Annotated in this window: 19 protein-coding genes; 7 read left to right on the top strand and 12 right to left on the bottom strand. The window is 61.8% G+C overall.

Translation table 11 applies throughout. The features are described from left to right. Nucleotides 1-4: 4 nt before the first annotated feature. Complete coding sequence (locus GLL_RS13960; RefSeq protein WP_011142703.1) at nucleotides 5-940, bottom strand: DNA adenine methylase; 936 nt, start codon at nucleotides 938-940, stop codon at nucleotides 5-7. A 115-nt stretch (nucleotides 941-1,055) separates the two neighbouring features. Here GLL_RS13960 and GLL_RS13955 point away from each other — a divergent pair, with 115 nt between their 5' ends. Together GLL_RS13955 and GLL_RS13950 are read left to right on the top strand one after the other, a co-directional pair. After that, a complete protein-coding gene (locus GLL_RS13955) occupies nucleotides 1,056-1,625 on the top strand; it encodes a sigma-70 family RNA polymerase sigma factor (protein ID WP_011142702.1) in 570 nt (189 codons plus the stop codon). Between the two features lie 53 nt (nucleotides 1,626-1,678). Continuing rightward, complete coding sequence (locus GLL_RS13950) at nucleotides 1,679-2,272, top strand: cupin domain-containing protein (RefSeq protein WP_011142701.1); 594 nt, start codon at nucleotides 1,679-1,681, stop codon at nucleotides 2,270-2,272. Between the two features lie 132 nt (nucleotides 2,273-2,404). Here GLL_RS13950 and GLL_RS13945 read toward each other — a convergent pair whose 3' ends face one another. From GLL_RS13945 to aroH, 3 genes are all read right to left on the bottom strand, one after another. Next, nucleotides 2,405-4,294, bottom strand: coding sequence for an FAD-dependent oxidoreductase (locus GLL_RS13945; protein ID WP_011142700.1), 1,890 nt, complete (start codon nucleotides 4,292-4,294; stop codon nucleotides 2,405-2,407). A 103-nt stretch (nucleotides 4,295-4,397) separates the two neighbouring features. Next, nucleotides 4,398-4,790, bottom strand: a complete 393-nt coding sequence (locus GLL_RS13940) for a hypothetical protein (protein WP_164929084.1) — start codon at nucleotides 4,788-4,790, stop codon at nucleotides 4,398-4,400. 46 nt (nucleotides 4,791-4,836) lie between these two features. Beyond that, complete coding sequence (aroH, locus tag GLL_RS13935; RefSeq protein ID WP_011142699.1) at nucleotides 4,837-5,208, bottom strand: chorismate mutase; 372 nt, start codon at nucleotides 5,206-5,208, stop codon at nucleotides 4,837-4,839. An 89-nt stretch (nucleotides 5,209-5,297) separates the two neighbouring features. On the opposite strand from aroH, the gene GLL_RS13930 reads away from it, so the two are divergent. Then, nucleotides 5,298-7,046: an ArnT family glycosyltransferase gene (locus GLL_RS13930; protein WP_011142698.1), complete on the top strand. Its 1,749-nt coding sequence runs from the start codon at nucleotides 5,298-5,300 to the stop codon at nucleotides 7,044-7,046. A gap of 12 nt (nucleotides 7,047-7,058) precedes the next feature. On the opposite strand, the gene GLL_RS13925 is transcribed toward GLL_RS13930, so the two are convergent. Next, nucleotides 7,059-7,514 (bottom strand): Hsp20/alpha crystallin family protein, encoded by a 456-nt coding sequence (locus GLL_RS13925; protein ID WP_164929083.1) that lies wholly within the window; start codon nucleotides 7,512-7,514, stop codon nucleotides 7,059-7,061. A gap of 107 nt (nucleotides 7,515-7,621) precedes the next feature. After that, the gene (locus GLL_RS13920; protein ID WP_011142696.1) at nucleotides 7,622-8,275 is read right to left on the bottom strand and encodes an HpsJ family protein; all 654 of its coding nucleotides are present in this window, start codon (nucleotides 8,273-8,275) and stop codon (nucleotides 7,622-7,624) included. Nucleotides 8,276-8,342: 67 nt separating this feature from the next. On the opposite strand from GLL_RS13920, the gene GLL_RS13915 reads away from it, so the two are divergent. Next, the gene (locus GLL_RS13915; protein WP_011142695.1) at nucleotides 8,343-9,398 is read left to right on the top strand and encodes a hypothetical protein; all 1,056 of its coding nucleotides are present in this window, start codon (nucleotides 8,343-8,345) and stop codon (nucleotides 9,396-9,398) included. 5 nt (nucleotides 9,399-9,403) lie between these two features. On the opposite strand, the gene GLL_RS13910 is transcribed toward GLL_RS13915, so the two are convergent. Next, nucleotides 9,404-10,471 carry an aromatic ring-hydroxylating oxygenase subunit alpha gene (locus GLL_RS13910; RefSeq protein WP_011142694.1) on the bottom strand — a complete coding sequence of 356 codons (1,068 nt, stop codon included), beginning with the start codon at nucleotides 10,469-10,471 and terminating at the stop codon, nucleotides 9,404-9,406. Nucleotides 10,472-10,891: 420 nt separating this feature from the next. On the opposite strand from GLL_RS13910, the gene GLL_RS13905 reads away from it, so the two are divergent. Together GLL_RS13905 and GLL_RS13900 are read left to right on the top strand one after the other, a co-directional pair. Continuing rightward, nucleotides 10,892-12,061: a trypsin-like serine peptidase gene (locus GLL_RS13905; protein ID WP_011142693.1), complete on the top strand. Its 1,170-nt coding sequence runs from the start codon at nucleotides 10,892-10,894 to the stop codon at nucleotides 12,059-12,061. 160 nt (nucleotides 12,062-12,221) lie between these two features. Beyond that, the gene (locus tag GLL_RS13900) at nucleotides 12,222-13,862 is read left to right on the top strand and encodes a hypothetical protein (protein WP_011142692.1); all 1,641 of its coding nucleotides are present in this window, start codon (nucleotides 12,222-12,224) and stop codon (nucleotides 13,860-13,862) included. A gap of 22 nt (nucleotides 13,863-13,884) precedes the next feature. Here the strand turns inward: GLL_RS13900 and GLL_RS13895 are convergent, their stop codons facing one another. Beyond that, the gene (locus tag GLL_RS13895) at nucleotides 13,885-14,487 is read right to left on the bottom strand and encodes a glutathione S-transferase family protein (RefSeq protein WP_011142691.1); all 603 of its coding nucleotides are present in this window, start codon (nucleotides 14,485-14,487) and stop codon (nucleotides 13,885-13,887) included. Between the two features lie 166 nt (nucleotides 14,488-14,653). Between GLL_RS13895 and GLL_RS13890 the strand changes: the two genes are divergently transcribed. Further along, nucleotides 14,654-15,691 carry an aldo/keto reductase gene (locus GLL_RS13890; protein ID WP_011142690.1) on the top strand — a complete coding sequence of 346 codons (1,038 nt, stop codon included), beginning with the start codon at nucleotides 14,654-14,656 and terminating at the stop codon, nucleotides 15,689-15,691. 193 nt (nucleotides 15,692-15,884) lie between these two features. Here the strand turns inward: GLL_RS13890 and GLL_RS13885 are convergent, their stop codons facing one another. From GLL_RS13885 to GLL_RS13870, 4 genes are all read right to left on the bottom strand, one after another. Then, on the bottom strand, nucleotides 15,885-16,556 hold the full coding sequence (locus GLL_RS13885) for a hypothetical protein (protein ID WP_011142689.1): 672 nt from the start codon (nucleotides 16,554-16,556) through the stop codon (nucleotides 15,885-15,887). 838 nt (nucleotides 16,557-17,394) lie between these two features. After that, nucleotides 17,395-17,823 carry a hypothetical protein gene (locus GLL_RS13880; protein ID WP_164929082.1) on the bottom strand — a complete coding sequence of 143 codons (429 nt, stop codon included), beginning with the start codon at nucleotides 17,821-17,823 and terminating at the stop codon, nucleotides 17,395-17,397. A gap of 298 nt (nucleotides 17,824-18,121) precedes the next feature. After that, on the bottom strand, nucleotides 18,122-19,189 hold the full coding sequence (locus GLL_RS13875) for a branched-chain amino acid ABC transporter permease (RefSeq protein WP_197530006.1): 1,068 nt from the start codon (nucleotides 19,187-19,189) through the stop codon (nucleotides 18,122-18,124). Between the two features lie 60 nt (nucleotides 19,190-19,249). Then, complete coding sequence (locus GLL_RS13870; RefSeq protein WP_011142684.1) at nucleotides 19,250-22,072, bottom strand: glycerol-3-phosphate acyltransferase; 2,823 nt, start codon at nucleotides 22,070-22,072, stop codon at nucleotides 19,250-19,252. Between the last annotated feature and the right edge of the window lie 4 nt (nucleotides 22,073-22,076).

Raw genomic sequence — 22,076 nt, 5'->3', positions numbered from 1 at the left:
CGGCCTACCCGCCCGCAGTCTGGGGGTAGTTGGTGATGAGCAACTCGGTGATGACGCCCCGGCGAGCGGCCCGGCAGTTGACCAGACGGCTGGCGTGCACCCGGCGGATCTCAAAGCCGGCGTAGGCCCGCTCAAAAAAATCATCCGCCGGATCGGTGTTGAGCGGATCGCAATTGCTGAGCATCAGCTTTGCCCCAGCGGCATCGAGGGTGCGATACAGCTGTGCAAGGCGCAACTGCTCGGCATCGTCGAAACCAAAAGCCGAGTAGGCGGTGAAGCGCGCCGTCTTGCTCAGGGGCCGGTAGGGCGGATCGAAGTACATAAACGTCCCCGGCCCGGCCAGCGCCGCGCAGTCGGTAAAATCGCCCCATTCGATGCGCGCACGGGCGAGCAGGGCAGCGACGGCCTTGAGGTTCTCCGGCATGCAGATACTGGGGTTGCGGTAGCGGCCGAAAGGAACGTTGAACTGCGCCTTGGTGTTCATCCGAAACAGGCCGTTGTAGCAGGTGCGGTTGAGGAAGATGATCTGGGCGGTGCGCTCCACCCAGCGCCCGTCGAAGTGGTCGTAGTCGATCTCACCCGCGAGCGTGTTGAACCGCTCGCGCACCCGGTAGAAAAACCCCCGCCGCTCGTCGCCGTCCAGGGCGTGGTAGTGCAACCCGAGCGCTTCGAGCTTTTCAATCAGATCGTCCGCCGCCCTCTGCAGGGTCCGGTAGGCCAGGATCAATTCGCGGTTGATGTCGAAGAGCACGAATTGTTCGACCGCATAGCGCTGGGCGACGTATAGAAAGACAGCGCCGCCGCCGATGAACGGTTCGACGTAGCGATCGATTTGGCCGTGTTTGAGGACCGCCGGGAAGCGCTCGGCGATCTGATCGAGCAGTTGGGTTTTTCCCCCGGCCCACTTGAGAAAGGGCCTTGCCCTGCTTGCAACCGTCATCGACGCCCCGACGCTTTGCATCAAGTGTAGTCTCCGCAGATGTTTAACTAAGGATGGCAACCTGTGTGGCTGGAGACGTCAATACCCGATAGTACCGACGATCCCGGCAATTCCGATGACAGACCCGAACCGCACCGACGAAGCCGCGCTGGTGGCCAGAATCGCCCGCCAGGATCAATCGGCGCTCTCCGAGCTTTACGATCGCTACGTCCGCATGCTGGCGGCGGTGGCGTTCAAGATCTTGGGCTCGCTCGAGGAGGCGGAGGAAGTGGTTCTCGATGTCTTCTGCCAGGTGTGGCGCACGGCCGCAAGCTACGACGCCCGCCGCAGCCGCGTCGATGCCTGGCTTTTTATGCTCACCCGCAGCCGGTCGCTCGACCGCCTGCGCGCTCTGCAGCGCAGCGCCCGTGCCCGGAACGCTTCGGTGCAAGAAGCGCACGTGCAGTGGCCGATTCGGGAAGCCGACACCGCCGAGCAACTCGATCTGATCGAATGGCGGGGCCGGGTGAGCGCCGCGCTCGAACGATTGCCGGACGAGCAGCGGCGGGTGCTGGAACTGGCGTACTACCAGGGGCTCACCCACACGCAGATCGCCGCCCAAACGGGTAAACCGCTGGGTACCGTCAAAACCCGCATCCGCCTGGGGCTCAACAAGTTGCGCGACGCTCTGGGAAATGGGGGCTAGGGCTCTGGAAAACCGCAAAATTAGTACAATGATGGCAACCCAGGCGAAACGCCATGAGCCCCGATCCCTGTTTTTGCGAACTTGCCCCCCTCCACGCCCTCGATATCCTCGATGAGCGGGAGCGCTTGCTGGTCGAGCACGAACTCGCGCATTTTCCGGAACTGGCGGCGGAACTGGCAGCTTACCAGAGGGCGGTAGCTGTCCTGCCCTACGGAGCACCCGCAGTTGCGGTGTCGGCGGATCTCAAAACCCGTCTTTTCGAGCGGCTTGACCTGGAAAAGCCGAAAACACCCGCCGTCTGCGTCCCAGCTGTGCCTTATTTCGCGCTGCGCGCCGCCGAATTGCCGTGGGAGCCTTTTATCGTGCCGGGAACGGCGATTGCCAGGCTGCGCGTGGACGAAGCGCGGCGCGAACTGGTCGGGGTGTTCCGTGCCGAGGCCGGCGTCAAATATCCGGATCACCTGCACGCCGGTTTCGAGGAGATATTCATGCTCGAAGGCGATCTGGAGATCGACGGCGAAATCTACGGTCCCGGCGATTACGTGCGCTCGCAGCCAAGCTCGATGCACGGGCCTTCGACGCGCGGCGGTTGCATGTTCTTGATTCGGACCTCGCTCGATGACACGTTTATTGAGACTGTTACCTGATCACAGACCCAACGTGCAGCGCAAAGCCATATCTATCCCCGATCGGTCGGACACTGGTGAAACGTTGATTGCTCGTGGGCTGAAACCCCGTGCTTTCGTTGAGAAGCCCCCGTTTGGCAGATCGATCAGGGATCACTTGTAATCCGCCCACTGGGTCTCAAAGATGGTCGTGCCGGGCACGGCGATTGGGTTGCCGCGCGAGACAATTTGCCGTTGCAGGGCGCGCAGCCGTTTGTCGGCGTCGGGGTTGACCGCATCTAACCCTGCCACGATCGAAGCTGGGGTGATATCGCGATCGAGCACAAAAGCCGCCGTGTTGCCCGCCGCCGCCCCGATTGCCCATTCGATCGGATGGACGCGGTAGGAGCCGTTGGTGATGTGGCTGGTGGCGATGTTCTTGGCTCCGGCAAGCAGATTGTCGATTTTTTGAGGAATCAGGGCGCGCAGGGGTAACTGGTAGGGGTAGCTGGCCGCAGGGGCTTCGCGCGCTTCGTAGGGCGAGGGCTCAAAATTTTCTTTGATGCAGGCGTGAAAGTCGATCGGGTACTGACCGATACCGACCGAATCGAGAAAGATAAAAGGCCGGTCGGGATTGAGCACCGGGTCCTGGTGGGCGCGGGAGATGTCGGTTTCGTAGATGGTGAATCCGTACGGATAAGCAATCGAGGGCCGTCCCACCAGCCGCCGTCCTTCGCGGATGTAGGGATAGCGCGACAGGCCGTGGGCGGTGCCCATCGGGCTGGCGGCGCCCGCCAGGTAGGTGTAGTTGGGATAGACCGGTTTGACGTAGTTTGGGTTGTTCTTTTGCAGCTGCGAATCGGTGGTGCCCGCCACCAACCAGTAAAAGTAGCCCAGGGCGTGCTCCTCGGCCATGGCGAGCGCCTCCGGGCGCAAGCCTCCCTGCCAGCCGCCTGAAGAGAGCTGTCCCTGAAGACGTAACTGCTCCTCGGTGAGGATCAAATTCGTGTTGGCGGTAGAAACCCGCCAATCGTTGCCCCAGGTCCAGTTCTGCATCGACTGATCTCCGGGGCGCATCGCCTCGAGGCCCATACCGTCCACGGTTCCGCGGATGCGGCGGTAGGTGAAGATCATCGGGAAATTGAAGCGCTCCGCCTCGTAGCTGTAGTAGCCGCCGTTGTAGAGCGAGTCGTACCCCGGCGGTTTGGTGTGGGTCCGGGGCGCGTCGGATTGCTCCATGACGAAGGTGTAGGTAAATCCCTGGGTGCAGTAGGGGTCTTCACCGTCGGGATGCGCGGAGGGTTCCCAGCGGTTTTGTCGGTCGGTGCCGACCCGGTAGGGCACGCCTGCCAGGGGCCACAGTTCGCCGGTCTCGGTGGCGTCAATCACCACCCACTCCACCTGTTTGCCCCGACGGGCAGCGGTGGGGACAAAGCGGGTGGGACGTTTATCAAAAAATTCCGAAGGCCGCGGGTCGTACCAGTCGCGATAAAAAGACGACAGCGGGCGGCTGTTGACTCCCTGGGCAGAATTTCTGGGGATGTGGGTGAGGGTGGTGAGGGAGCGCACCCGACCTCCTTCTACTTCGAGGGTCTTGACGACGGTGTCGGTCAACAGCGTCAGTTGCCCGCCGGCCCTGAACGGGGCAAGTCGCTCTTCGAGCACCTGTACCCCCACCTGGGGTGAAAAACACAGTTCGCTCACCCAGCAGCGGCCAGGGTTGTGCTCGCCGCCATATTTGGCGCGCACGGCCTGGCGAAACTGCTCGTAGCCGCGGGCAAACAGGTTGGGATTGTTGCGCTGCAGGGGCCGCTCATCGAGGGCCGAGACTCCCTGCTGGGTAACCTGGCCGCCGATCCAGTCGGTGATCTCGCTCATGCAGACTTTCTTGCCCAATTCCAGCGCCTCGATCGCCGCCGCCACCCCACCGAAACCGCCCCCGGCGATGAACACGTCGCACTCGACGGTGGCGGCAGGCAGATTCTGGGCGTAGACCGGAGCAGTGCAGGCCAGTCCCAGCAGCACGCCTGCGGGCAACCACGGGAACGGACGGACTTGGCGCATCGAAGATCCAGCAACAGACCGAATTGGATTGTGCCACAACAGTCGCGTGCCCGTAGCCCCGACAACCGGCAGGCGCCACCTCAGCTCGAGAGGAAACTAGCAATCAATACCCAAGCTCTTGGCGTTGTTCATCTGTCAAGGTGGTTCGCCGCTTCTGGAGCGTTTCCGCTGCTTCTTTGGGAGGCAGTCCTCGAACGACAAGCCCCAGGCGATGTTTTGCCTCACAGACACGCTCGGGCTGCCAACCAGCCAGTTCCTCTCGAATTTTCAACAAGGGCTGTTGCTTTTCCCACCATCCGGGTACTACTGCATCCAAAACCGGGTGCAGTGCGTCGAACAAATTGCCCAATTCACTCACGAGCGCGTACAGGCGGTCTTTCTGGGCGTCCTGGACGAGCACAAGTTGCTGTAATTCCTCAATATTTGCGGGTACCCAGGCGGGCATTTCAGAGGAGACAGGAGAACTGCTATCCATTTTCGTAGTTTCGTCGCTCAAGGGCAGTCGCCGTTCGGGCGCTGATAATTCGTATATTGTCGCCTGCCTAAACCCGGTCGGGCCGCAGCCCGCGGGCGCCGCGCAGGTAGACGTGCTGGATTTCCGGTTGGGGGTGGGGGGTGTTGATCTGCAGCAGCACCCGGATGCAGCGGGGAATGCTGCCCGGCACCTCCAGTTGGGCCAGATCCAGTAGGGCCACGTTCTCCCAGCCGCGCAGGTGGCAGCGGGCGGCCTGGGAAGGAAACAGCGCGTCGAGATCACTGGTGGCTGTGAAGATGACGCAGCCGATGTCCTGGGGTTCAAAGACGTTGCGCTCGCAGATCGAAGCCATCAATTCGACAACCGCCTGCTCGATCGCTGCTTTGCTGTTTTCTTCGACGGTCGTCGCTCCCCGGATTCCTCTGACGCACCAGCCCAAGCCCTATACCCCGCACCGCTGTTCGCCCCCGATTGTACCAGCGCCGTTAAATTTGCTAACTTGCCACTGATCCCTGGCTGCAGAATGTCATGGCAAGCAGACTGTCCACTGCCTCAAGACCCGTTACCTTCGGTGCGCTCCTGGCGATGGCCTCGGGGGTCTTTGGCCTGCTGCTGGCGGCCTATCTGCCCTTTATCGGTTCGCTGCATCTCTTTGATTGGGACGAGTTGATCTTCGCGGAAGCTGCCCGTGAGATGGTCGAGCGCAACGATTATCTGCGGGTTTTCGTCAATTACGTGCCGTTTTTTGAGAAGCCGCCAGGTTTTTTCTGGCTGCAGGCGCTGAGCTTTCACTGGTTCGGCGTCAGCGAAGGGGCAGCCCGGCTGCCGAGCACCATCTTCACCGCCGCCACCGGGGCACTGGTGTTTCTGGCCGGCAGTTTTATCGTCTCGCCCGGCTTCGGGTTTTTGTGGGCGGCTCTCTTTGGACTGGGGATTTTGCCCGCAGTACAGGGTAAGCTCGGCCTCATCGATCCGACCTTCAACTTTTTTGTACTGAGCAGCCTGGTGTGTCTATTTGCCTACGACGAGGGGCACCGTAGCGATTGGCTCGATCCGCCGATTCCCCGGCCCGGCCGGCTGCCGGGGGGCTATCTGGGGTTGGCGTCTGTGTGCCTGGGCTTTGCGGTGCTCGTCAAAGGACCGCTCGCCCTGGCCATCGTCATCCCTGGCTTTGCGATCTACAAAATCTTTGTCTCCAGACCGCGACTTTCGCCGTGGTCGGTGGGCCTGGGCCTGCTCGCGGCGCTCGCGGTGGCGGGTTCCTGGTTTGCCCTGGAGACCCTGGCCCACGGCCCGGCCTTTGTCGGCGAATTTGTCACCTATCAATTGCGGATCACCGGTACCAACGACGGCCACCCCGGCGTGCCCTTTTTCCACACCCTCGTCTTTTTACTGGGCTGTTTCCCGTTTTCGATTTTTCTGCTGCGCGGGATTAGCGAACGGGCTTTCTATCGCGAGCGGCGCTTTCAGATCCTGGCGATGGTGCTGTTTGTCCTGATCCTGGTGCTTTTTGAGGTTCTGGTCAAAACCAAGCTCATCCACTACGCCTCGCTGTTGCAGGTGCCGGGGGCATTTCTGGCCGCGCGCATTCTCTACCGGTTGCAGCAGGGAAAACTGCGCCCCCATCCGCTGGAACTGGCGGCCCTGGTGCTCGTGGCCCTGGTGCTGGCAGCCCCGATGCTCGCGCTGCCCTATATCGGCAACCACCCGGCGCTGCTGGAACCTTATCTGGACGATCCGTCCGCCCGCGCTTACCTCGATACCCCCGTCGATTGGGGCTGGTTGACCTACGGACCCGGCCTCTGGCTGATCGCAGCCACTCTGTTCACCGTCGTCTGCTTTGGGCTGGGGCGCGGGCGCCTCGCCGTTGCAGGACTGCTGGCCACCGGCGGCGTCACGGCCAACCTGGTCTGGATCGTCTTCATGGCCAGGGTCGACGCCTACGTCTCCACACCCCAGGTGCAGTACATCGACCGGGTGGGCCGCTCGCCGCTGGCGTTCTATGGACCGCTAACCTACCTGCCGCCTTTCTATGCCCGGCGGCGGGTCGCCAACCCCCGCTCTCCTGAGCAACTGGCCCGCCTGTTGCGCAGCGAGCCGAGTTTGTGGGTAGTGGCGCGGCAGTCGGAAGTCGGACAGATCGCCTCGCTGTCGCAACTGAAAGTACAAAACCGCTACGGGGCCTATCTGCTGCTGGGACCCGCCCAGACAGAGCAGCAAAGAGACGACCAGTTCGCCTCTTGGACCCCTCCCCCGCTAGGCAGGGGAGGGGAGTAAGGCCGGTGGGAGTTAGTTGGACTGGGCGGCGGTGGTGTCCACCGTCTCGGCCAGTTTGACTTTCACGACGCGCTGGGACTCGACTTTGGGCAGGGTGACGGTGAGGATGCCGTCGCTGTAGCCGGCTTGAACCGCTTCGGAGCGGATCTGGGTGGCCAGCTGCAGCGTGCGGCGAAATTCACCGTTGCCGAACTCGCTGTGGCGGACGGTGACCCCTTCCGGTGCGGCGAAGCGAATCTTGCCGCCCATCGACAGGCCGTAGGGAGCGGCCTGAATGTCCAGGCTCTCGCGGTCCAGACCGGGTACGAGCGCCTGGACGGTAAAGGCTTCGGGGCTCTCCCAGACGCGAATGGCCGGGGAAAGATCGCGGCCGCTCAGCGGACCGAGCAGCCCGCCGAACACGCGGTCGATCATGTCGCTGCGCAGAGCATCGATGTCGCGATCGGGATTGAAACGCATCATTACCATCGGTTTTGTCTCCATGGGCTTCATGTCTCTACGGTAATGAGCCCCCGGATCCGCCCCGGAGGAGAAAACCGTACCCGCCGTGGAGCGGTTTCCACACCTGAATTTTTTCAGCCGACGATATCGGGATCGAGGGCAATTCCCCGGGCCGCAAGCTGGCTGAGCCGCCCGAACAACAGCAGCGTGCCGACGATCACAACGAGCAGGGCGATTTTGCTGACGGCGAGCTTGCCGTAGTTGATCCGCGCCTGGAAGCGGGCCTGCTCCGCCTCCAGGCGGGTCTGGGCCTGGGCGGCTGTGAGCCGCTCGCGCGCCTGGGCCAGATCCAGACCCGCGGGCACATTCCCGCCGGCCACCGCCGCCTCCAGACGGGTCTGCTGGCGCTCGATCTTGGCGGCGGTGCGGTTTTGCTCCGCATCGACGCGCCCGGCGGCGTCGCGGTAGAGCCGCAGGCTGTCCACCACCAGAAGTGGCACGCACAGGGCGAACACCCCCGCCAGGGCGTAGGCGTAAATCTGCAGACTGCGAAAGCGCTCGGGTTGCTCGCGCAGGTAACGCCCCGCGCCTACAAGGGCAATCCCCACCAGCAACAGCGGCGCGTTGCTCACCAGGCCGCCGATGAGTTGCACCTCCCAGACCGGATCGAGGGGGCGGGGCGGGACGAATAGCGCCGCTGCGTTGATAAGAAAGATGCCGTTGCAGGCGTTCCCCGCCAACGAAAAAAACCGTTCCAGCGGATTGCCCGCGACGAACTTGCTCAGCACAACGAGGCTCCGGAGGGTTTACCCTGGTTCAGGCTAGGGTGCAAGTGACCTGAACGAATAATACGCGATGCAAGAAAAGTCTCGGCGGTTTGACTCCCGATGGGTGTGGTTTGCGCTGTTGGGGACGGCGCTGGGAAGTTTTGCGCTGCGCAGCGTCGTGGCCGGAAACCACATCAAAGTCGCAGAGGAGCCTTTGTACCCGGTCTTTGTGCTGCCTGCCCCCGCGGGTGAACTCTTTGTCGTCGAGCACAGCCGCAACCAGATTCTCAAACTCGTCCCTGGACGCTTACCTACGGTGATTGCCGGCAACGGCACAAGCGACTACTCGGGCGACGGCGGTCCGGCGACCCGCGCGGGGCTTTTTATGATGGGCATCGCCCGCGACCGGGCGGGCAACCTCTACATCGCCGATCACAACCACCACCGCGTCCGTCGCGTCGGTACGGACGGGCGCATCGAGACGATCGCGGGCACCGGCGAGGCCGACTACGGCGGCGACGGCGGCCCGGCAAAGCAGGCCAGATTCAACGATCCGGCCGGGGTGGCGGTGGACGCCCTGGGCAACGTGCTGGTGGCCGATACTTATAACCACCGCATCCGGACGATTGGGCCGGACGGGACGATTCGCACGGTGGCGGGCACCGGGCAAGCGGGCTACAGCGGTGACGGCGGCCCGGCGACGGCGGCCCGGCTCGATTTTCCCTGGGGGGTCGCCGTGGCGCCCGACGGACGGATACTGATCGCCGATACCGGCAACAACCGGATCCGCTCCATCGGGCCGGACGGGACGATTCGCACGGTGGCGGGCACCGGGCAGGCCGGTTTCGGGGGCGACGGCGGCCCGGCGGTGAAGGCCCGCTTGGAGCGGCCCCAACTGGCCGTAGCCGACCACCGGGGCAATCTCTTTGTGGCCGACACCAACAACAACCGCGTGCGCCGGATCGCACCGGACGGCACGATCTCGACGGTGGCCGGGGGCGAGCCGCCCGCCGCCGCCCGCTTGAACGACCCGTTCGCCGTCGGTGTGGACGAGCGGGGCCATCTGTACATCGCCGACACCGGCAACTTCCGCGTGCTCAAAATCGACGGTAGCGGCCGTACCGAGACGCTCACCCTGAAGTGAGCGCCCTAGAGATACTGGGCCAGCACCTGGTGGAAGTGAGCGACTCCCAGTTCGTGCTCACCTGCCAGGGCGCGCACCTGATAGGCCCGCGAGCCGATTCCCCGTTGCAGCAGGCGGCAGACGGAGAAGTCTTCCTCCATCACCTGCTGCCAGGATTCGGGAACGTAGGGGTCGGCGGCGTACTGGGCGGGGGTCTGGTAGGTGACCGTCTCCAGGCGCGAGCGCTCCGGTCCTAAAGCCGTCACCTGCCACACCGAGCAGCCGTTCTTGCCGGTGTTGATCATCATGTTGGGAAAGATGAAGCCCTGATAGGAAGGCACGTCCGCTTCCCAATGCTTGAGGAAGGCCGGGTCTGCGGGCGGCTCGGGCGTATAGGGCACCAGAATCGGGATGTGGCGGCCGGTGGGGGTGGTGCGGATATTCTGCACATCGAACAAAGGCACCAGGCTCCCCGCGTGGGCGGTGGCGAAATGGTAGTCCTCGACGTAGTTCTCGACGATAAATTTCCAGTTGATCGGTTCCTCGTAGACCGTGCGTGCCACCTCCCGCAGTTCCTCCCAGCGGTGCGGCCAGCCGCCCAGGTACTCGGGATAGCCCGCCAGGTACTCGGCGAGGGACTCACCTTCAGGGTCGGGATTGATGAACACGAAGCCGCCCCAACTGGCCACCCGCGCCCTGGCAAGCCGGACGGACGATTTGTCGAGATCCGGAAACCATTTGGGTTGGGAGACGGCCAGCAATTTGCCTTCGAGATCGAAGGTCCAGGCGTGGTAGGGGCATTGCAGGAACTTGCAACTGCCTTGCTTTTCAGGCAACAGCCGCGCCCCCCGGTGCGGGCAGACGTTGTGCATCGCCAGAAGCTCGCCCTCGGCGTTTTTGACCACGAAGATGGGTTCCTCACCCAGGATCGTCGTCAGATAATCGCCGGAATTTCTCAAATCCTCAAGCCGTCCGACCCACTGCCAGGTGGAGCGCCAGACGGTTTTCAACTCGCGCTGGTAGAAGTCGGGGTCGGTGTAGTAGCGCCCGGGCAAGCCCAGCCTGGTGGAAGTCAGTGGGAGGCTAATAGTCATCAGGATGGCCAAAAGTAAACAAACTCTTGCTTATCGTGTCAGACGGGACACTCTCAAGCAGTAGTTTTAACTACCTGGCCTTGGACAGGTGAGCGGCTTGCTTAAAGCGCCGGGTGCCGGGAGGCTTCTCGGGCCGAGGCAGACCCCAGGTGCATCCGCAGCGGTTCTCTTTAATCGCGCAAGCTGCTGAATTTACAATGCTTTGAGTGCAAACTTCAGATTCATCGTTGATTTTTTCATTTAAGTGACGTGAAAACTAACTAAGTAGAGTGTGCATAATCTGGTAGGCTTCGGACTAAATCAAGGTAGAGTCCAACGGATTTGACTTCGATAAATACATTGAAGTTGCAATCATCTTGATGCCTTGACAGGGTCTTCCAACCAACTTCGCTAACGCTCTCTAGCACCAAGGAGTATTTCATGCTTCGCGACTATTTAGCAAATCGTGTGGTGTATTCATGCGCCGCTACTTGCCTGGTAGCAGGGTTGCTGATGGGACAGTATTCGGCAGCATTCGCTCAAGAAGCAATTGAGAATAAAGCGCTTGAGCTCTATGGCACGGATGCCGAGTTGTCCAAATACTGGACGCCTGAACGGTTGCGCAATGCCAAGCCCATGCCTTTGCCAGCCCAATCGCAAAATAGTGAGATTAACCGCGATCGAGATGAGGAAGAAACTAAACCCTCGGCCACGCAAACACCCGCCTCCGGCGAGGGCAAGCCACCCTCCGAAGCTATCCGTTCTGAGAAGGGCCAAAAGCTGTTTGCACCCGACAAATCTTCCGCGATAGATAGCTCCACCCAGCCTGTGCCTCAAGACGTTGGTAATGGAGGCGCTTATTTTACCAGTTCACAACTGGTTCCTTTGTCGGCGGATGCGTTCTACCCTTACTCGACAGTGGGCAAATTCTTCTTCACCAAACCCGGTGTGGGAGACTTTGTTTGCTCAGCTTCGGTGCTCAGGCCGCGCGTGATCTTGACCGCAGGGCATTGTATTCACAGTGGAAATGGCTCCGTACAGGGTTACTACCAGAACTTTCTTTTTGTTCCTTCTTACAACAATGGATTTGCCCCCTACGGAGTCTGGAACTGGGCCTATGCCAACACGACGAGTTCCTGGTATTTTGGCGGGGGCTCTTTTCCAAACGCTGCGGATTTCGCCATGTTGCAGGCGGCTGACAACCCTGCCTTCGGAACGCTTACCCTGGGCAGTATCACCGGTTATTTGGGGTATCAGACCCTCAGTCTGCTCCCCAATCATGCAATTTCGCTCGGGTATCCCGGTACCTTCGACAGCGGCTTGCTGATGCATCAAGTGACCTCCGGTAGTTACCGTACCAATGTTCCCAACAGCGTCGAGTACGGATCGGACATGACCGGTGGTTCGAGCGGCGGCCCCTGGATTCAAAATTTTGGATTTTCCTCTTCTGGGCAATTCGGCGGTCTCAATGCCGGTCGCAACCGCGTGATTGGTGTTACCTCCTATGGATATGTCGATCCAACCATCCTTCTGCAGGGAAGTTCTGTCCCTGACTCGCAATTTCTTGATTTGCTCAATAACGTCTGCCTGAACCGGCCTGGCAACTGTTAGTACCGACCGCTCCTGTTTCCGCCTGCTCGCTCCCTGCACTATAGGAAGCGAGCAACCGCGCTTTGGGGTACACTGAGCCAGCCTGGCCGCCCTTCTAAGTTACTGGTTGGGACGTTTGGCGCTGTTGCTCTTGGCTCGACGATTTGACGGGAGAAAGTGAATGCGCAGTTGGATGGCGGGTGGCGCATTGTTGCTTTTGCTTGCGATATATGTCACTGCTTTACTCGCCAATCCGCAGTTTGGCCCCAACGATGATTACTATTTCCTCGACACAATCCAGGCGGGTCGGTGGCTGCCCTTTTCTACTTTCATGGGGGGTGGCCGGTTTTATCCGCTCAATGGCTGGGAATACAACCTGGTGGCACAAGTTCTGCCACCGACCCCGTGGTCCTATTACCTGTTCAACGCCGTCGAACTGGTGCTGTTCGCCCTGGTGTTCTATCTGCTGCTCAGGCGGGTGAATGGTAGCCGGGCCTTGTGCGTCGTCGTGGTCGCTCTTGCCATCACAACCTACGGATTTTTCCAGGCCTGGTTCCGGCTATTGGTCCCCGAGCGCGGCGAAATCTTCTGGTTTGCCGTATTTCTGCTTGCCTACCTTCACTTTTTCGATCGCCCCAGGTGGTTGGTAGGCGTCGTCGCCCTAGTGGCTGCGAACCTGGCCTTCTACCACAAAGAACCGGTTTTTTTGACGTTGGGGAGCTTTGTGCTTGGCCACCTGCTGCTGGGCTGGAAAACTTCGCTGCTGCAGGCCAAGGTACTCGACGGCCTGTTGCTGCTCAGTGCGGTGCTCTATGGTGTCCTCTATTCTGTCTTCGCCGGTGGGGGAGGTGCAAATTATGCCCAGATCCGCGGTGCCCAGAGTCTCGATCAGACCCTCGGGTACTTTCTGACCTGGGAACCGCTGCTGCCTTTGTGTCTGATTCCGGCTGTGCTGGTGCGGGCCTATCAGCTTCTGGCCGCCAAACGCCCGCTCCACCCGGTCTACGACCCGATGCTGGGCGCGGCCCTCGTCTATGTCGCGGTCTTCTTCTATCTCGGCATCACCGCCCAGTACTACCTGCTGCCCACCTACGTGTTTGCGCTCCCGGCGTGGGTGTTCTACCTGGGCGAATTCCGGCAGATCAAAGCCTCGCCGCTGCTGCCGGTGGGGGTGGCGATGGGGGTGGGGGCAGCGGCCTACTTCGCCTTTGCCGAACCTGCCAACCGCTTCGCGTCCATTTTTCCCAACTCGCTGGCGCAGATCAACCGGCTGCGCTACGTGCCCATCAACTACAACCTGGCGCTCGATTACCTGGTTCAGGACATTCGCCGCCACCCGAACAGGCGGGCCAACATCTACCTGAACACCAACCGCAACAGCGGCTTCGAGGCTTATCTGAGCTTTGCCCGCTTCTTGAAGTCGCGGGGGCTTTCAGAGCGGCAGTTCGACCTGCGCTCCGACGCGCCCGCGGACAGCCGCTACAACTTGTCGGTGCTCGACCCTTATTCGCCCTACAGCGTTTTTCGCTCCCCGCAGGCCACCGCCGTCGCTTCCGGCGACTATCTGGTGGTGCTGCCCACGGCCTTCTACGGTCCTCTGGTCGAATTTCGTCAAGACGCCCTGCTTCCCGATGACGACGGCCCTTGCGACGGGCGGACCACGCAGGACTACCGGCTGCTCTTTCGCACCGACAGTCCCCGCACCTTTCCCTGGAATCCCTGGGATTTGCAGGCGGTCTGGAGATGGTTGCGCGGAGAGCCGCAACCCTGGCTCAACCACTGCAAAAGGAATCTCAATTACTACGTGCTGATGCGCCGCTAGAGCGGTTCCGGCGGGGCCGCACTCACGCGGTGATTGGGATATGGCCCGCTTGAGCCGCAACCCGCGCAAGCCACGAGCGGACGGCCGGATAGTTCGCGAGGCTGAAATTCCCTTCCTCCGCCACGTGGGTATAGGCGTACAGAGCGATGTCAGCCACCGTGTAGCGCCCCGCCGCCAGAAAATCGTGCCGCGCCAGGTGATTTTCCATGACACCGAGGGCCGCGTGTCCCTTTTGCTGCTTCTGGGCAAGTGCCTCGGCGAACGCTTCGGCTTTTTGCAAGTAGGCGATCCAGAAGCGGGAGGTAGCGATGTTCGGTTCGTGCTCGTACTGCTCGAAGAACATCCACTCCAGCACCCGGGCGCGTTCCAGGCGTCCTGCGGGCCAGTAGGGCGTGCCCTCCGCCAGATAACACAGCACGGCGTTCGACTCGGTGAGTGTTTCGCCCGTGTCGAGCACCAATAGCGGCACCCTGCCGTTGGGGTTGAGCTGCAAGTAGGCGGGGGTGCGGCTTTCGCCTTTGAGGATATCGACGGTGACGCGCTCGACCGGGATGCCAAGTTGGGCCAGCAATAGCCGGATTTTGTAGCAGTTGCCCGAGGGCGGGTACTCGTAAAGTTTCAGCATGGCCGGTGAATGAAAAATCCCTATTCTGCCCTGGCGCGGGTGAGCCACGGGGCGGGCTATATTTTCTGAAGCCTACCGCGTAGGGAGCGATGGGTTGCACGCAAGCGGCTTCTCTTTTCGGCCGAGGCTAGGCTGGGGGCGCAACCATACCGAGGGGAGCACAGCCGTGCAGTACACACGCTTGGGGAATACAGGGCTGATCGTTTCCAGGCTCGCCTTTGGGGCGATGACCTTCGGTTCGGGCGAAGGGGCTTTTGCCTCAGTCTACAAGGTGGACCAGGCCGGGGCGGATCGGCTGGTCGCCCAGGCCCTTGACGCCGGGATCAATTTTTTCAACACCGCCGACGCCTACGCGGGCGGCCAGTCTGAAATCATGCTGGGCAAGGCCCTGGGCAACCGCAGGCAGGATGTGGCCATCGCCACCAAAGTCGGCATGCGCACGGGCGAGGCGCTGGTCCACTCGGGCCTCTCGCGCCGGCACATCATCGCTTCCGCCGAGGGCAGCCTCCGGCGGTTGGGTACCGACTATATCGACGTCTATCTCGTGCACCGCATCGACCCGTACACGCCTTTAGAAGAGACCCTCGAAGCGCTGGATTCTCTGGTACGCCAGGGCAAGGTGCGCTATGTGGGTTACTCCAACTGGCCGGCGTGGCTTGCGGCAAAGGCGGTCGGCCTGCAGCGCGAGCACGGCTGGGAGCGCTTTCGGGCCAACGAGATGTACTACTCGCTGGTCGGGCGCGATCTGGAGCACGAGGTAGTGCCCTTCGCCCTGGATGCCGGGGTGGGGATTACCGTCTGGAGTCCTCTGGCGGGCGGCTTCTTGAGCGGCAAGTATACCCGCGAGGACCCGGAAGGTGGTGGCGGGCGGCTCACCGGCTTCGACTTTCTGCCTTTCGACCGCGAGCGTGGCTACGCCGTGGTTGACAAACTCCGAGAAATCGCGGCGGTGCACGGCGCTACCCCTGCGCAGGTAGCACTCGCCTGGTTGCTGTCGCGCCCGTATGTCGCCTCGATCTTGGTGGGAGCCAGCCGCGCAAGCCAACTTGCCGACAACCTGGGTGCCGCCGATCTGGCGCTTACTACTGAAGAGATCTATGGCCTCGACGCGTCGACCGAACCTGTGGCCACTTACCCAAACTGGTTCAACGCCAAAGTTTACGACGGCGCAGTGCAGGACGCCCTTGGATCCGGTCATACCTGAGTAGGCCCGCGCACTCATCAATGTTTGATCTGTGCCACGGACACATCGAGAACATCAATGCTCCGCCTTTGCACTACTCGCGCCTAACCTAATCGCTGCGAGGCCAATGGCAAGTCCCCCAACCCAACACACAAGATCAAGGCAGAAAGCCTGTCTGCGAGGACTGGCCCCGGCAAGAAGAACTCGAATACGCTTACGTAAAAAGGATCGCCGCACCAGTGACCACGGAATGTCTTGCAGCATTTAGCAACTGGATACAAACGTATGATTCGATGCCGTATCTGTGCCATCCCGTTCCTTGACCTTGAGTTTTGCAGTTGTCATTCAATATGGCATCTTGCGGATCGATATCCGTTGGCAGGCCGATAGCCTCTGCAAGCGCCGTACATTCTCGTACCAGGACAGACGACGACCCGACTTGAAAACCCAAGAGACCAGTTTCATCTAAATCCAATAGAACTTCGTCGAATTCGACTGGGATATAAAATCCTTGTGCGTCGCTGTGGCATAACAGATGATCAAATCGCTTTTCTTCAGGTGATCGAGCATCCTGCATCGTTGCGATTGCGTCGTAACATTCCTGGTATACAAGATCACCTGTTGGATTCTCAACACACGGATCGGGAACAGTGCCGTTAACGAGTAGGTGCGCCGCGATCCGCCGCAGATAGTGGAGCCCTCCATACCCGTACATACCACAAGTGAAGATCGGTACATCTTCCGGTTCGTTGTGGGCAGGTAGGTTGTTCTTGTTCAGCAGAGCGTTGAGCAAATCGAATTGATTTCGAAAGTACTCGTAGCCCTCTTCATCGACCGTCTCTGTCTTGAGGTCAGCCAGTATTCCAACTTCGAGTCCTAATCCCATGACGTGCTCTCTACTGGATAACCAGCCCGTTACAGTGGAACGAATTTAGTTTAGGCGTCATGGTCATGTGACTCTCAAATCCTACTCGTAAATCTTGGCGGCCATCAACATGTCAGCGAACGTCCGCCAACTCGGCTGCGGTGCTACTCGGTCGCCCATGTCCTCTGTCCAAGCGTGCAACGCCCCAAGAAAGCGCCCAAGGTCAGGATTCTCCCAGCCGCGTGCGGCTGGGCTACATGGTGACGATGGCTGTGCGCTCTCCTCAGCACGCGATGTCTCCCAATCGGCGCGCAAAGCCCCAACGAACTCCAAGAACGTCTCCTTGGAATCCACGCGGTCTGCCATTTCGTGTAGCTCCATGGGAGTGACGTGCTAATGACGCCTGACGTCCGCGTTAGGCGACGCGCTGATGTGTTCTGAATGCTAGCACTTTATTCCTCCCGCGTTCGCTCCAACGCGTTGTTGGACGGCGACGACTTATCGAAGTGTACGTCTCCGGAAATGGGGTCAGTGATTCGTACAACGGCTGCGGTACTAAAGACGTCAACAACGTGGGGCACATTTGGCACGGGGCTAATGTTCGTCGTGACGTGGTATTCGGGATCGGCGAAGTCTTGGCCCCACGCGATATTGTGGACTGTTAGGATCCGCCTATCGTCAAGCGCCACAAGTATCGGCATGCCGCCTAGTTGCCGAAGCACCTCGATGATTTGCGCTGCAGTGGCACTTGGTGGAGGGGTCTCCATTCGCCGTCTAACGACCCAAGCTCAGCGACCCGGCTTGCGAGGGGATGCGCTTGCAACCAGGGTGCGATGGCCGGGTTCGCTGCGCCGCATGGTTAGACCGCTGGTGTGTTTTCATGCCAGCCTTCATAGTCAAAAAACGGATGCCCGTGTGCAATCGCCTGCGAACGAATCTCCGCAACCGTCCAGTAATGAGGTGAATACTCGTCCTGCGCAAGCCCGCGAAAAGTTCCCAGGACGGACTCCGTGAACCATCTGACCTCAGCCCCGCCTGGCACACGACCGGAAACATGAGCAATGATGCTTACGGAGGGCATCTGGTCCAACTCGGACGCCAGTGAATTCATCTCGCCCGGCTCAACCTCTCTCTCGTAATCGTCGTAGAACTGAATGTAGAGGACGGGTGCGGATGAGCGATGGGGATAGCGCCACTCGTCGCCGCTAGTATACTCGGCAATCTCAGAAAGCTGGGTGCGAACTGCTTCGCGCGTAGTGTCGGCAAGATGAATGACAATTGAGCGCATGTGTAAATGACCTGCCCCAAAACAGTAAGCTTCTACCATCGCCACGGCGTTGAAGAGTATTACCTTTACGACCCGGACGAAGGCACATTGGACGGGTTTGTACGCGAGGGAGCGGCATTGGTGGGTATCGAGCGGATGGAAGGCTGGGTAAGCCCACAGTTGGGGGTGCGCTTCGGCATGAGTCCGCCAGGGGAGCTGCGATTGTGGCGACCGGACAGTACATCCCTAACAAGTTGTTTGAAAAAAGATCTTGAACCGTTCCAGGTTCAACCTGTTGCAGGCAGAAACAATTTGGGTGTTACACCGGCAGGTCGCGCTTTTCGACTTCGAGCGGCGTTTCGTCTTCAAGACCGGCTCCTGTAGGCCGGGGCGGCACGCCCTGCCGCTCGCCCAATAATCCCTGGGGACGGATGAGCATCACCAGGATCATCGCCGCGCCAAATAACAGCAGCCGGTACTCGGAAAAGCCCCGGAGCGCCTCCGGCAGGACAATTAGGATCAAAGCCCCAAGGGCCACCCCGGGCACCGATCCCATCCCTCCCAGGACCACCATCGAGACGACCATCACCGATTCGATCAGGGTGAAGCTGTCGGGGGAGACATAGGTGAGCTGCACGGCAAAGAGCACCCCGACCATGCCGGCCAGGGCCGCCCCGGTGGCGAAGGCCAGGAGCTTGAGCTTGACGGTGTCGACGCCCATGGCGGCGGCGGCAATCTCATCCTCGCGGATGGCTACCCAGGCGCGGCCGACGCGCGACTGCTTCAGGCGGCTGGTCATCCAGTAGACAAAGGCGACGAAGGCAAGCGCGATGAAATAGAGTTGCAGCGGCTGATAGAGCGTGAGCCAGGTGAAGCCTTTGGCGCCTATCCAGGGGATCACGGGTGCGGGTACACCGCTGATGCCCGCCGGACCGCGGGTGAGCCAGTCGAGGTTGTTGAGCGAGATGCGGATGATTTCGCCGAAACCGAGGGTGACGATGGCCAGGTAGTCGCCGCGCAAGGGCAAAGTCGGTGCCCCCAGAAGCACCCCGAAACCGGCGGCAAGCAGTGCAGCCACCGGCAGGGCGAGCCAGAAGCTGAGGCCATGGGGCGCCCCGATGGCGTAGGTATAGGCGCCCACCGCGAAAAAGGCGATGTAGCCCAGATCCAACAGGCCCGCCAGGCCGACCACGATGTTGAGCCCCATGGCCAGCACCATGTAAACCGCCACGGTCACCGCGACATTGGCCAGGTAGCTCGGCTGGGAAGTGAGCAGCATCAATGCCGGGATGAGCAGGCCCACACCCAAAAGCCCGTAGCGCCTGAGCGGTGCCGGCAGGCGTTCGCTCCACTGAAAAATCGTTTGCCGAATGGGAAGCTGTGCCACCGAACCAATTGGACCCCATCGAAATTGGCTGGATTTTAGCATTCCCAGCCGTCGGGACGTTCAAGCTGTAGGTTTTTCCCCCGCGTGAGGATCCGCGCCAAGGATTTCGACGGTGCCCGCACCGCCGTCGACGCGCACCCGCTGGCCGTCGGCGAGCAGTGCTGTCGCTCCGATGACGTTCATCACCGCGGGCAGGCCGTACTCGCGGGCGACGATGGCGCCGTGGGAGAGCCTGCCGCCCGCCTCGCAGACGATGGCGCGGGCCTGGGCGAGCACCGGTGCCCAACCGGCGTCGGTGTAGGGCACCACCAGCACCGTGTCGGCATCGAGGCGCACCGTGGCGCTCACCGATTTGAGCACCCGCACCACCCCTTCGACCCGGCCGCGGCTGGCGGCGATCCCTTTGAGGCGTCCGGTGGCGGCTATGGTCTCGGGTTCGGCCGTCTGCTCGGGAATTTGCATACCGTAGACCACCCGGGGCACCCGGCGGCGGCACTGACGCTCGTATTCGGCCCGCCGCGAGGCCACCAGGGCACGCGGCTCACCCGCCAATTCGCCCCGCGCCAGGGCCAAGATTTCGTCCTGGGTCAAAAAGAAAATGTCGCCCTCGGATTCCAAAAGCCCGCCGGAGCGCCACTGCCGCTCCAGGGCCGTAAAAGTCCAGCGCAGGTACGCCAGAAGCTGGTCGTAGATCTCCGACACGCGGGCGCGGGTGCGGGCGCGCGGGCGGCACAGGGCGCTGCGCAGAGAGTCCCAGGGCCGCCGGGGCTGCGAGCGTTCGACCGGCTGCCGGGGAATCTGGACCATGGCGAGGAACAGATCGCGGATCGTCTCGGGATGCTCGCTCCAGGTGGGCACGGCGATGTCGGTGCCCACCTCGCTCAGGTAACCGAAGCGTTCGATAAATCTGTCGAGTTGGGCGGGGATCGGGGTGGTTTGCAGGGCCGCTTTCACCTGGGGGAGATCGCCCGTATCGGCCAAGTTGCCGAGCCGGGATCGCGCTTCTGTGGCCATAGCCCCCAGTTCTCTGACGGCGCGCACCTCGGCGGTCGCCTCCGTCCCCAGCCAGTCCTCGTTCACCCCCAGAAGCGCGCGCCGCAGCGATAGTCCCAAAGGTGCCAGGATGTTGAAGTAAGTGACCAGCCTGAGTCCCACCTGGATGCGCTCGGCCCGGCCGACCAGTTGTTTTGGAGTGAGGCGATCGACGTTTTCGTCCGCCAGGGTCGCCATGAGCGGCCCGAGCAAATCTTTGTCGGTGCGGCGAAAGTCGCCCTCCAGGCTCAGATCCCGGCCCAATAGGCGCAACAGCCCCGGCAGGTTGGCAAGAACGCTGCCCGGCGGCGGGCGGGAGAAGCGGCTGCCGCGGTAGAGAAAATCGAGGCTCTCCGGGGGCAGGCCCATGCGCAAGAAAATATCCCCGAGCAGCGTCGCGTTGAAGTAAGCCCAGCCGTCCAACAGCGTCGCCGTCTCGCCAAAGTCGATGCCTACCGCCCGCTTGCCCAGCACGATCGTGAAAATTTCGCCCCAGACGCCGCAGGTGAGGGGCCGGTTGATCGACCAGGTGAGGGGCCGGATGGTGCCGGGGATCACCTCCGCTGCGATCGTGCGGGTCCAGACCGGCTGCAGAGCGGTGACCGGCCGCGCCTGCAACAGCCACAGGCGCTCGCCGTCCCAGGTCCACTCGATGTCCTGGGGAACCCCCTCGAATAGTCCTTCCACCTTCAGGGCCGCCCCCTGGAGCGCTGCGAGGATCGGGTGGGGGATGGCGCTCGATTCGACAGCACCGCTCGCCCGGTCGATCACGGCCCGCTCGGGGGTGCGCTGACCGCCCACCACCGCCGCCGCCCCGCCGGGAAGCGCTTCGACGACCAGCACTTCGCTACCGTCCACTGGATCGCGGGTGAAGACCACTCCTGACCAGACTCCCCGGATCTGCGGCTGCACCAGCACCGCCATGCGGCCGTCGGCAATCTTCCGGTCACGGCGGTAGGCCGTGGCGGCAGGGATGTCGTAGCTCGCCCGCACCCGGGCTGTCGCTTCGATGAACCCGGCCGGGTTGGTCACATCCGCCACGCTCAGGTACTGGCCCGCCGCGGAATTGGCGACGGTGTCTTCGCCGGTGGCCGAGGAGCGCACGATCCAGGGTGCTTCGGGACTAGGAGCAGCGATAGCGAGCAACTGCTCGGGGGTATTTTCGCTCAGCAACACCCAGCCGCCGGGCACCGGCAATCCGGCTTTTTTGAGCTTGCTGAGGTTGGCGGCCTTCGGTCCCACTGCGCCGGGATCGAGGTCGAGATCGAGGCTCGGCGGCTTGCTGGATTGCCGGGTAAGCTCCATGTCGTCGGGCACGCGCAACAGCGCGTATCCCAGCCACAGCGAGAGTAAGGCCGCCGCCCCGGTGGTGAGGAGCTGGCCGCTTTGAAAGTAAAACGCCACCGGCAGGGCCACCAGGGTGGCAAGCTCGGCGCGGCGGCGGCCGGTGCGTCCGCGATAGATCGCCCAGGGCACCAACCCGACCAGGGTGACCAGGTAAGTGACCACCGGGGCGAAGACGACCAATCCCCACCAGGCGTTGGTGGCCCCCGCCGCGCGACCGATCCAGAAGCGGCCCGCCACCAGGGCGCTCAGGGCCAAAAGCGGCCACTCCGGCGCGCTCGAAAACGTTTGGGCTGCGAACACCGCGGCGATTCCCCGCGAAGCCTCCACGAGAGCGGCGCCAATTCCGACCACCCGCCCACCGTGCAAAAAGGCTGCCGCCACGCTGACGTTGCCGGTGCCCAGATTCCTCAGATCTTTACCCGTGGCGAGCCGGAAAAGCCAGCCGCTCAGGGGCACTCCCCCCAAAACAAAAGCAGCGATGAGCACCAGAACGGACGGCAGCATGGGC

This window comes from Gloeobacter violaceus PCC 7421 (genome assembly GCF_000011385.1).
GTDB lineage: Bacteria > Cyanobacteriota > Cyanobacteriia > Gloeobacterales > Gloeobacteraceae > Gloeobacter > Gloeobacter violaceus.
Note: the sequence above shows the minus strand (reverse complement) of the source record. Positions and strands in the feature narration are given on the sequence as shown.

Excerpts from the sequence above, each read along its gene's own strand:
- GLL_RS13960 (WP_011142703.1), bottom strand. The coding sequence starts at position 940 with ATGACGGTTGCAAGCAGGGCAAGGCCCTTTCTCAAGTGGGCCGGGGGA.
- GLL_RS13955 (WP_011142702.1), top strand. The coding sequence starts at position 1,056 with ATGACAGACCCGAACCGCACCGACGAAGCCGCGCTGGTGGCCAGAATC.
- GLL_RS13950 (WP_011142701.1), top strand. The coding sequence starts at position 1,679 with ATGAGCCCCGATCCCTGTTTTTGCGAACTTGCCCCCCTCCACGCCCTC.
- GLL_RS13945 (WP_011142700.1), bottom strand. The coding sequence starts at position 4,294 with ATGCGCCAAGTCCGTCCGTTCCCGTGGTTGCCCGCAGGCGTGCTGCTG.
- GLL_RS13930 (WP_011142698.1), top strand. The coding sequence starts at position 5,298 with ATGGCAAGCAGACTGTCCACTGCCTCAAGACCCGTTACCTTCGGTGCG.
- GLL_RS13925 (WP_164929083.1), bottom strand. The coding sequence starts at position 7,514 with ATGGTAATGATGCGTTTCAATCCCGATCGCGACATCGATGCTCTGCGC.
- GLL_RS13915 (WP_011142695.1), top strand. The coding sequence starts at position 8,343 with ATGCAAGAAAAGTCTCGGCGGTTTGACTCCCGATGGGTGTGGTTTGCG.
- GLL_RS13910 (WP_011142694.1), bottom strand. The coding sequence starts at position 10,471 with ATGACTATTAGCCTCCCACTGACTTCCACCAGGCTGGGCTTGCCCGGG.
- GLL_RS13905 (WP_011142693.1), top strand. The coding sequence starts at position 10,892 with ATGCTTCGCGACTATTTAGCAAATCGTGTGGTGTATTCATGCGCCGCT.
- GLL_RS13900 (WP_011142692.1), top strand. The coding sequence starts at position 12,222 with ATGCGCAGTTGGATGGCGGGTGGCGCATTGTTGCTTTTGCTTGCGATA.
- GLL_RS13895 (WP_011142691.1), bottom strand. The coding sequence starts at position 14,487 with ATGCTGAAACTTTACGAGTACCCGCCCTCGGGCAACTGCTACAAAATC.
- GLL_RS13885 (WP_011142689.1), bottom strand. The coding sequence starts at position 16,556 with ATGGGATTAGGACTCGAAGTTGGAATACTGGCTGACCTCAAGACAGAG.
- GLL_RS13880 (WP_164929082.1), bottom strand. The coding sequence starts at position 17,823 with ATGCGCTCAATTGTCATTCATCTTGCCGACACTACGCGCGAAGCAGTT.
- GLL_RS13870 (WP_011142684.1), bottom strand. The coding sequence starts at position 22,072 with ATGCTGCCGTCCGTTCTGGTGCTCATCGCTGCTTTTGTTTTGGGGGGA.